We start from the raw sequence: 8,800 nt of genomic DNA on the forward strand, positions 1-8,800 counted from the left end.
GGGCAATATTGCTACTTTTACAATGACTTTACCATCAAAGCCTTATTGCTCAACCTCTATACCATGAGCGATCGCTGCCTTTATCTCTCTTAGTATTTATGTACTATACTTAGATGCGTTTACCCTGAAACGTAGTAAAGATGACCCACAAGCATTGCCCCCTGATTTACGCGACAATCTACCCTGTCGAATTGCTTTTCGCTGCGTTGATGCCACTTCGGGACGGATGATTTTGATGCGTCGCGGTGAGGCAGTTACATCACTCCAAGGTCGCGGCGACGGGATTGTGCAATCTGGTTTGTTGGATAGAAGATTTCAAGCATACCGATTTGAAGAAATTCCTGCTTAGTTTTCGAGAGAGAAAATCAAATTATGTCGAATTTATCAGTTTTTGTATTCGAGTCTCAACAAGTCCGCTTCGTTGGCACAGCAGAGAAACTAGAATGGGTTGCTGCGGATATTGTTGCTATTTTGTACCCACAAGCCGATTCACGTAACTACTCCAACTATTTGAACAAGGTTCCCTCCGAGTGGAAGGATCATAAACCGATTATGACCCCTGGCGGAAAGCAAAAAATGGCAACCCTCTACGAGCCAGGACTGTATTATTTGATTGGTCGTTCTGATAGCCCTATTGCTGTTCCCTTCCAGCGATGGCTATACGAAGAAGTCCTCCCAACTCTACGCCGCACTGGCCAGTATAAAATGCCCAAGCCTGACCAACAACAGAATACCAAACCCACCCTTGATGAATTAGTTAACTTTGGACAAAAGGTACTAGCTGGTACAAGACTTAGTGCAGAACTACAGACAATCACTGTTGTCCGAGGTGTACAAGCGTTGTACCCAGAAATCGCCCCAATGGCTAAAGAAATCGTTGGAGCAATTGGGGAAATTATTGCGACTCCCGACCGACATTTATCTCCCACTGCAATTGGTGAATTATATGCCGAACGCAATGAGCTATCCAAGCCCATTAAGCCTCAAATAGTTAACCGTGTTTTGGAAGCTGCTGGCTTGCAGACTAAACAAGTCGAAATTAAGACTAATACGAATGGTAAACAATGTCGCAAAAACATCTGGCATCTAACTGAAGCTGGCAAGCAGTGGGGAACTGTGACCCGCGATAAAGCAAAAACTCACGACAAAATTGTGGAACACGTTCGTTGGTTGCCTGATGTTCTTGAAGTTGTTGATTTGGCTGTACAGATGTAATTCTATGTTGCCATCTAAATTTTGTGAATCTGCTGGATTCCCAGATCGCTGGCAGGAACGAGACTTGCAAAAATATATCAGCGATCGCCTAACTGAACGCGGATTCCAAACTCATCTGGAAGTTCAGGCTAACGGAGGACGGGCCGATATAGTTACCAACTGGCAAGGGGGAGCGATCGCAGAGGTAAAGAAATATCTCGACCGCGACACCATTTACCAAGCTGTGGGACAACTCAACCTTTACGGACTAAACAATACGCACAAACTCGTAGTTATGGGTTTTCTCACACCCGATGCTCGTCAGCAACCATCGGCGCTCAAGACTGCTTCAATGGTTGAACAGAATCCCCGGATACAAGTGATTTTCGTCAACATTGATGAGGAATGGCTGCCCGGTAGTCAAGTGCGAATCGGGTTTGGGAATTTCAGCTTTTGGAATTTGAGACTACCTCAACTACCCAACTTTAGGGATTGGCGTTGGTGGTTTAATTTGGCCAAAGCTAATCCTTTAATTTTAGTTTTTGCAATTGCTTTGGTTTCTGTCACGGCATCCCAACTGAAGCGAGAGTTTACTGATTGTCAGCAAACTAATCAAGTATGGAATTGTTTGTTTTCTCAAAAAGTGCCCTTACCTTAACAGGTTTACACCTACATTTACTAAGAATTAAGCCAATGAGTAATAACATCATTAACATTCGATTGGAATCTGTTCAATACGGTAGAAGAGAGCTTGTGGATGGGACTTGATGCACAACGAAATTTGTACATGACTTATCCAGCGATTGAGGCTATTCTCAATTACCGCGAAAATTCAGCCAGAGAGAAATTAGCATCTAAAAAGCTGAAAGCATTGTACCAGAACAACTCTCAGCTTGTGAAAACCTCTGTTCGCATCGTGAATAAACCTAATGGTTTTAAAATTCCAGACAATGGCAAAGTTAACGCAGTTCCTTACGGAGGATTCCTTCAACTCGTCAACTTTGAAGTTATTCAACAGAATCCTGTGGCCATCAACTTGGTAGTTGCAGGTTTAGGCGACTCGCTACGTTCGCTTGCTTACTCGCACTTTGGCATTGCTATTTCAGATGAGCAGCGAAACCAGTGGTTATCCACACGCCATGATGGGAAAATGGTTAGAAGAGATTTGACCGATGCTATTAAGTCCTATTTAGAGCGTCACAAAGAATGCTCTGATAACTACCGCATTTTCATCTACGTCAATGCAACTGATGCGATGTACAGAGCAGTTTTTGGGATGACAGCAAAACAGATGGAAGAAATGTTAGGTTGCACTCGACACGAATCGAGAGATTATCTTGATTCCCGTAGTCTCAACAGAATTAACAACGCCGAAGCGGCTTGTGTTGCACAGATTGATAATCGAGATGTTGAGCCAATGCAGGCAGTTAAGAATGTAGTAGACTTTTTGTGCTTAACGCCTTCACAACCAGTTTCAAAAATTGAGGTGGTGGCATGATTATCCCTTTTGACCTACTGAGAACAGTAACTTCAACCGATGGAAGGCGCTGTATTATTGGTACTGCCTATGCTGAAATAATTGGTATATTGCATTCCGAACAAGAAGCATTTATTGATTATGAATTGCGGGGTACATTTGAGATGATTGCAGAAGGAGGTGCGTATTCTGGTGAGGTAGTATATGAGTTTTTGACTGAAATTCTCCAAGATCTTCGGGGCTGGGGATATGTAGAAGAGGTGGAGAGCGATGAACTTTATTGGGTGCTGACATCCAACGGGGTCTTATTAAAACAAGAGATTGCTGGTTTTTAAAGTTAAAGCAGACAAATATGCCAGAACTACTTTAACAGCAAAGAATACATGCATTAGTTTCCAAAATTTTTCAATTGGCTTGAGCGTGATAATCTCAAATGAGCTTACTGTTTTAGAGGTTAAATTTCTGACTACGTTTGACCTCTTTTTCCATTCAATTAATTAAGGAAAGTCCGCAAACGCGGACTTATGCGGGTATAACCGTAACACCTTAGTCAGTGATAATCATGTAAATACAAAATGCATTTACACAACATATTTATTTTTGTAAACTTATTTCCTAAATACAAGCTTTTTCAGCAATCTTTTAAACATAATTGCTGGAATTATATCTGGAAATTTAACTACATAAAAAAGTCCGCAATAGCAGACTGTGTTTGGTAGATTATTCTGCTGGATCTACGACTCAGAACTTCTATCTAAGTCGTATAATGTACTTATTTTTAATGATTTTACCTGAAAAAGCAAGCTTTTCAAGTTAGTTAATTAGACATAATTCCGGGAATTATCTCTGCTAAAAAGCGAAAACTTAAACTCCAATCAGGAGAAATAATGGATACCTTAAAAGATTTTCTCTTCTTAAACGCGAACGTTGCCACAGACTTCAATCCCTTTTGCGAAGGTGAGTACTTGGTAATCCAAACCTACCCCCGCGATCAAAGTTTGAGAGTTAGCAAACGAAGTTTTGATTACAAATCGGCTAAGAGCTACGAAAGCATTGAAAATCTGGCTCACGACTATACATGTTTTGGCTTAAGAATCTTTCACGACTCCAAGCTGTGGACAGTAAACTTCGAGGGCAATCCTCAGAGCCTTTCTCTTCAGCAGGACTGGAAGATTGCTCAAAAATACTTTCAGCCCTGTTGTACTAATAATATTGAATGCGAGATCAATGTCTGCCAATGCAGTTATCCTTACTTCTTTACACTAAGGACTGATATTAGCGATACTGGCGAATACAGCAGCCACCTACGACTTGAGACTTGTTTAGTTGATGACAATTCCAGCCAAATAGACCACTGCCCAAATTGTAATTGTGCGTTAATTGTGGAATTCGATGAGGATGAGGATGATTTAGATGAGACTGAATCAACACCAGTAGCTTGCATTGGTTGCTCCAACTATCATGGGCAATACTATGGTAGTAATATGCTGGTTTGCGGGATTCACGCGCGAGGATGGGATGGCGAAAATTGCCCGGATTATTGCGCTCACATCTTATAAGTTGATGTGATAATGTGAAATGTCCTGATTATCATCAATAATATGTTTGCAAAACTTGTGTGGACAGCCGGACTTTTAGCGGTGGGTGTTACCTGTGTTAGCGTAACTTCATTATCTGCACAAGCCCCTCAAACCGCTCAACCAAAAGATCAGCAAAAAATATTCTTCCGTCCCGACGAACGTCGCCTTACTGGCGTCGGCTGGTCAATCACCACTACTTCCGGCGAGGCAGAGATAGCCTTAGCACGGCATTTGGTCAATATAGGTGCGAAAGAGTACGCCGCATGGTGGTGTCCACATTCCCACGAGCAGAAGTTGCTTTTTGGCAAAGAAGCTTATCAAATAATCAGCGATAGCATCAAAATAGAGTGCGGCTCAAAGGGTCTGAATGCTAAACCAGATTTATGCAAGGCAGCGAAAGTTCCTGGCTTCCCTACTTGGGTGATCAATGGTAAACAATATAGCGGGGTGCAGAACCTCAACCAACTAACGAAAGCCTCTGGTTACAAGGGAAACAGTAATTTCAAATATGTTCATGTACCTCGGTTTTTTTAGTAGCTTGAGGGGTGGGCGGGAGCAGCGTTAAGCGTTATTAACGCCAATGCTTTTACTATCCCTTTTCGATAGTCTGATTGTATGGTATTAGTGCCACCCACGTCAGAACATGAGCGACTGTATAATTATAGATAATTTGCTTATTTTTATTATTCTCCCAAAAACTTAAGTCTCTACTAATCAGTTTTTGGCTACCTGATTCAGCTTTTTCATATATCACTAATTCGGTTCCATCTTCAGCTTCTAAGCCTAGTAACATCCCTTGATATAAGTATTCAACCATACTATAAGCTGCCAGTGTAAACAGGCGAATACATATTTCCCAAGAAGATTTAGACTCTTTAATAAACCTTAAAACATCTAAGCAAATTAAGTAGTGTAGTTTTTGATTTAACTGACCTGTCACTTGTTCCATAAAATGCTTTTGTATACTGGGATTAGGCATAATTCGCCTTTTGTCTCCTAAATATGCATGAGTTAACCAGACTGGTACTCCACTAAAAATACAGTTAATAATCTGAAAAAGTTGTGGAGTATAATCTTCTTCTTTACGAAAGCCAGTAGCAAATAACTCTCCCATCTCTCGGTATTTGGGGTCTGCTGAGGAGAGAATATCATTCATCCGAAAATTACAGGATTCTAAATAGTAATTGCTCATCAATTTCCAGAACTCTTTACGTATATATCGACAACGAGCTTCTGCAATACTCCTTCGCAGATTGTTAACTTTTGCACTACTGTATGTACTAACTCGTTTTTCGCAATACATTACCAATTTATTATTTACATTGCGCGGATGTCGAAAATGAGCAGACCGCTTTCTTAGTGCTTCTTTTGAATTAGGAGCTACCCAAATCACAAAATTACCACATTCCACGCATTGGCAAACTAAGTCAGTTAAATCATTCTCCATAACATCGCTAGCTTGCAGTAACTCTTGGTATTGATTGTGCCTGAATACCCGCAGTGCTATATCCATACTTCCCCTTGACACCCTTTAATCTCTTTCGTTTTACAGTGAAATACTTTACTAACCAAGTCAACTGCTCAACTCAAGTCAAACGATGTTATGAACAAAACTCGATTCCTAACGAATTTATTCTTCATCATCAAGCTAGACTAGTCCAGCCTTCAAAAAGCATCATAAATCACAGAAAAATACACCCCGTTCTCCTGCCAAGTTCTTCCGTCCGAATCCACATCTACTAAAGGAATCCCCCAGTCAACACGAGCACTGAAACTATTGCCCCCACGCCACTGCAACCCCAGACCTACAGAAGCCAGAGTATTCGAGTCGGGATTCTCTGTACCAGAATTCCACCCCACTCCGAAGTCTGCAAAGGGAATCACTTGCAATGTACCACCAGCGCGTAGAATTGGTACTTGTATTTCTGCCGAAGCAAACACGCCATTGTCTGTCAAGAGGAAATCCTGACGATAACCTCTGACGCTCTCCTGTCCGCCCACGCCAAACTGTTCTAAAGGTACGAGTGTCGTAGTCGCTAGTTGCGTATTCAGACGCAGTAATGCTATGGTTTCAGGGGCTAGCAGGCGTACCAATTGCGCTTGTCCTTGCCAACTGAAAAAGCGGCTGTCGGGAGCATTTTCGTTTATCGTGGCGTTGAATGCACCCAGTCCCAGGCTGAACTGCGATCGTGTAACCTGCCGACAAGAGTGCGATCGCACTGCAAATACTTCATGGTTACTGCAATTAATCCATTATTAAAAAAATCGCAACGCAGATACCCTAGTGGTGAACTGGCAAAATCTGCACACCATCAAACGTTACTTTTTCAGCCTATATTAAAACTTATTATGAGGATTAATTATTTATTATTTGCGTAAGGTAAATACAGATTATAAAGTACAACTTTTGTATGCATTCCAGCACGAGTAATTAGAAAATTGGACTTATTTCGGTTCGATGATTGTTGGACGGTAGTTGATATGGACGGTTATTTTCCGATAAAGCTGAATCAATCAAATCAAGGCATATCAAGCTATTTAGATTGCTTGCTTAAACTTTTAGTACGGGCAACATAGTTTCAAGATCATTTATATTGGTAGAGGCTGAAAATGCTTTTTATCAAGCAGACAAGCATTACAGCAATGGGATTTGTACTTTCAAAAGTATTGACATGGTGCTGATTGCTGTATACTCTCAATGTATTGTGATTAGAAAGAGCATCACTCACTATCAGCAGCAATAATATAGCAATCCACAAAAAATGAATCTATATGACGTAACAGATGCCCAAATACAGATTCACAGTAAAGGAGGAAAATTTTGAGCGACGGCAGCAGTAATCATTCAATTAGCGTGCCTTACTTTGATAGCTTGCCACAAAAATTTTCTGAAGGAGATGTTGATGCGCTATTAGCTTTTGGTCGGCATTTACATTGGGGTTATTGGTCTGACCCAACTAAAGCTGATGGTTCAGTTGCAGATTTTGCTATAGCGGCAGAGAACTTATCTCGTCTTGTTACTGACGTTGCAGAAATACAGGATGGTTTAAGCATTCTTGATGTAGGCTGTGGATTTGGAGGAACCATTGCTAGTCTCAATGAACGTTTTTGTAGTATGCATTTAGTCGGAATAAATATTAACACTGAGCAGCTACTTAGAGCCGAAACAACAGTACAAGCACTACCTAATAATCATATAAAATTTGTTGACGCTGATGCTTGTCAATTACCATTTTCCGATGATTATTTTGATGTAGTTTTGGCAGTAGAGTCTATTTTTGCTTTCTCTAGCCGCGAATATTTCTTTAGGGAAGCAAGGCGAATTTTACGTCCAGGAGGAAGGTTGACTATTTGTGATTTTATTCCTATTCAGGCTTTTTACCGAACCTGGAAATTAATAGAAAAAGCTACTAAAACTCTTGTTGTTCGTACTTACGGCTCTCGGTCAGTTAATTTTTGTCCTCTCTTTGAGTACAAAAAACTAGCTTCAGCTACAGGTTTTGAGCTAGTTAAAACAGAAAATATCACTCGTAATACCCTACCAACTTACCCAGTAGTTAACTCATTAATGCGGCGAGAAGGAGATGAGGAGACTTACCGAGCGACTAGAGGATTGGAAAGGCTTAGTCGCCGTGGATTACTACAATACATGATTTTATCTTTTCAAATATCTCCTTCTTAGCTTGAAGTTACAAAGTAAAATCTGTGTACTTACATGAAAATGTTCAGTTTCACTAAAGTTATCCAAGTAAGTACAATGACTTGCTTGTTGACTTCTGGAGTAGTAAAAGCACAAATCATCCCGGATTCAACTCTACCCGTCAATTCTAAGATTACTGTTGATAGTGATAATAGCATTATCAATGGAGGAACTAGAGCAGGTAGCAATCTGTTACACAGCTTTGACCAGTTTTCTCTTCCTGCCGGGAGCGCAGCTTACTTCAACAATGCGGGAGACATTCAAAACATTATTAGCCGGGTAACAGGCAAGTCTGTTTCTAACATTGATGGATTACTTCGGGCTAACGGTGCAGCTAACCTTTTCCTGATTAATCCCAATGGCATTATTTTTGGTTCCAATGCCAGTTTGAACATCGGCGGTTCTTTCTTGGCAAGTACGGCGAGTAGCTTAAAGTTTGCTGACGGGACAGAGCTTAGTGCGACTGCACCTCAAATTACTCCTCTCCTAACTGTGAGTGCGCCCATAGGTTTGAACTTAGAAAACCATAGTGGTGAGATCCGCGTACAAGGTTCAGGACATAGTTTAGCTATTTCTTCTTTCTTTTCACCCATTTCAGGAGCAGGTGCTAGCTCCAACGGTCTGCGGGTTTTGCCAGGGAAAACCTTAGCCTTGATAGGGGGTGACATTGCTTTGGAAGGAGGCAGTTTGACAGCACCAGGAGGAAGGATAGAACTGGGTAGCGGATACCGTTGGCGAATTCCCCAAGCAGCTAAACTGAACCGATTAGTTCAGAAATGAACCGATTGAGAGCCTTCTGAGCAGTTTTATACCCAGTAGCTTGCTTACCTAACTTCAGTTGGGACAAAA

Annotated in this window: 9 protein-coding genes and 2 pseudogenes; 9 read left to right on the plus strand and 2 right to left on the minus strand. The window is 41.2% G+C overall.

The features are described 5' to 3' along the window. The first annotated feature begins 154 nt into the window (after positions 1 to 154). From FNW02_RS36355 to FNW02_RS36385, 7 genes are all read left to right on the plus strand, one after another. Positions 155 to 349 carry a hypothetical protein gene (locus FNW02_RS36355; RefSeq protein WP_191762339.1) on the plus strand — a complete coding sequence of 65 codons (195 nt, stop codon included), beginning with the start codon at positions 155 to 157 and terminating at the stop codon, positions 347 to 349. Positions 350 to 372: 23 nt separating this feature from the next. After that, complete coding sequence (locus FNW02_RS36360) at positions 373 to 1,215, plus strand: BRO-N domain-containing protein (protein WP_191762340.1); 843 nt, start codon at positions 373 to 375, stop codon at positions 1,213 to 1,215. 4 nt (positions 1,216 to 1,219) lie between these two features. Continuing rightward, positions 1,220 to 1,852 (plus strand): hypothetical protein, encoded by a 633-nt coding sequence (locus FNW02_RS36365; protein ID WP_191762341.1) that lies wholly within the window; start codon positions 1,220 to 1,222, stop codon positions 1,850 to 1,852. Positions 1,853 to 1,951: 99 nt separating this feature from the next. Continuing rightward, on the plus strand, positions 1,952 to 2,692 hold the full coding sequence (locus FNW02_RS36370; RefSeq protein WP_191762342.1) for a hypothetical protein: 741 nt from the start codon (positions 1,952 to 1,954) through the stop codon (positions 2,690 to 2,692). Further along, positions 2,689 to 3,006 (plus strand): hypothetical protein, encoded by a 318-nt coding sequence (locus tag FNW02_RS36375; protein ID WP_191762343.1) that lies wholly within the window; start codon positions 2,689 to 2,691, stop codon positions 3,004 to 3,006. Before FNW02_RS36370 ends, FNW02_RS36375 begins: the two co-directional genes overlap by 4 nt. Positions 3,007 to 3,558: 552 nt before the next feature. Continuing rightward, positions 3,559 to 4,230 (plus strand): hypothetical protein, encoded by a 672-nt coding sequence (locus FNW02_RS36380; protein ID WP_191762348.1) that lies wholly within the window; start codon positions 3,559 to 3,561, stop codon positions 4,228 to 4,230. A gap of 42 nt (positions 4,231 to 4,272) precedes the next feature. Continuing rightward, positions 4,273 to 4,785, plus strand: a complete 513-nt coding sequence (locus FNW02_RS36385; protein ID WP_191762344.1) for a hypothetical protein — start codon at positions 4,273 to 4,275, stop codon at positions 4,783 to 4,785. A gap of 55 nt (positions 4,786 to 4,840) precedes the next feature. On the opposite strand, the gene FNW02_RS36390 is transcribed toward FNW02_RS36385, so the two are convergent. Together FNW02_RS36390 and FNW02_RS36395 are read right to left on the minus strand one after the other, a co-directional pair. Then, the gene (locus FNW02_RS36390) at positions 4,841 to 5,764 is read right to left on the minus strand and encodes a hypothetical protein (protein ID WP_191762345.1); all 924 of its coding nucleotides are present in this window, start codon (positions 5,762 to 5,764) and stop codon (positions 4,841 to 4,843) included. A gap of 152 nt (positions 5,765 to 5,916) precedes the next feature. Further along, a pseudogene (locus FNW02_RS36395) lies at positions 5,917 to 6,504 on the minus strand (ShlB/FhaC/HecB family hemolysin secretion/activation protein); the annotation flags it as partial. A 568-nt stretch (positions 6,505 to 7,072) separates the two neighbouring features. On the opposite strand from FNW02_RS36395, the gene FNW02_RS36400 reads away from it, so the two are divergent. Both FNW02_RS36400 and FNW02_RS36405 read left to right on the plus strand, forming a co-directional pair. Further along, positions 7,073 to 7,933 (plus strand): class I SAM-dependent methyltransferase, encoded by an 861-nt coding sequence (locus FNW02_RS36400; RefSeq protein ID WP_191762346.1) that lies wholly within the window; start codon positions 7,073 to 7,075, stop codon positions 7,931 to 7,933. Between the two features lie 75 nt (positions 7,934 to 8,008). Beyond that, positions 8,009 to 8,674 (plus strand): annotated as a pseudogene (locus FNW02_RS36405) (filamentous hemagglutinin N-terminal domain-containing protein); the annotation flags it as partial. Positions 8,675 to 8,800 lie beyond the last annotated feature (126 nt).

It is taken from the genome of Komarekiella delphini-convector SJRDD-AB1, from assembly GCF_014831675.1.
Classification (GTDB): Bacteria; Cyanobacteriota; Cyanobacteriia; order Cyanobacteriales; family Nostocaceae; genus Komarekiella.

Excerpts from the sequence above, each read along its gene's own strand:
- FNW02_RS36360 (WP_191762340.1), top strand. The coding sequence starts at position 373 with ATGTCGAATTTATCAGTTTTTGTATTCGAGTCTCAACAAGTCCGCTTC.
- FNW02_RS36365 (WP_191762341.1), top strand. The coding sequence starts at position 1,220 with ATGTTGCCATCTAAATTTTGTGAATCTGCTGGATTCCCAGATCGCTGG.
- FNW02_RS36370 (WP_191762342.1), top strand. The coding sequence starts at position 1,952 with ATGGGACTTGATGCACAACGAAATTTGTACATGACTTATCCAGCGATT.
- FNW02_RS36375 (WP_191762343.1), top strand. The coding sequence starts at position 2,689 with ATGATTATCCCTTTTGACCTACTGAGAACAGTAACTTCAACCGATGGA.
- FNW02_RS36380 (WP_191762348.1), top strand. The coding sequence starts at position 3,559 with ATGGATACCTTAAAAGATTTTCTCTTCTTAAACGCGAACGTTGCCACA.
- FNW02_RS36385 (WP_191762344.1), top strand. The coding sequence starts at position 4,273 with ATGTTTGCAAAACTTGTGTGGACAGCCGGACTTTTAGCGGTGGGTGTT.
- FNW02_RS36390 (WP_191762345.1), bottom strand. The coding sequence starts at position 5,764 with ATGGATATAGCACTGCGGGTATTCAGGCACAATCAATACCAAGAGTTA.